This is a genomic window from Bacillus sp. SIMBA_154, from assembly GCF_046536015.1.
GTDB lineage: Bacteria > Bacillota > Bacilli > Bacillales > Bacillaceae > Bacillus > Bacillus pumilus_P.
Genome location: NZ_JAWJBV010000352.1, coordinates 1 through 263, shown reverse-complemented (window position 1 = coordinate 263; position 263 = coordinate 1). Strand labels below are relative to the sequence as shown.

At 52.9% G+C, this 263-nt stretch carries 1 protein-coding gene; it reads right to left on the bottom strand.

The annotated features are described in order from the left end of the window. Positions 1–253, bottom strand: a 253-nt coding sequence (locus R0K30_RS22350; RefSeq protein WP_410613079.1) for a hypothetical protein, incomplete at its 3' end; no start/stop codon positions are given. Between the last annotated feature and the right edge of the window lie 10 nt (positions 254–263).

Here is a 263-nt window from a genome sequence, read left to right as displayed (position 1 = left end):
CCTTGGACAAAAGTTTTGAGGTGCCTTTCTCGATGTCTTCCAGCTCAAGTACCCACGTTTCCTCGTTAACATCCTCGAACTCAATCTTGGGCGAATCACCGTAGTTTGTAACGTAGCCAAGGCGAGTCCACGCCCAGCCGTCTGGCAGAACCCACGGCTGTTCGCCCTTGGCAACTTGCCTTGGATCTAGTTGTCGCTTGATTGCTTTTTGGGCAACTAACGCGTTCCGACGCTCTCTGTTCAGTTCGATCAAGGCACCTGCC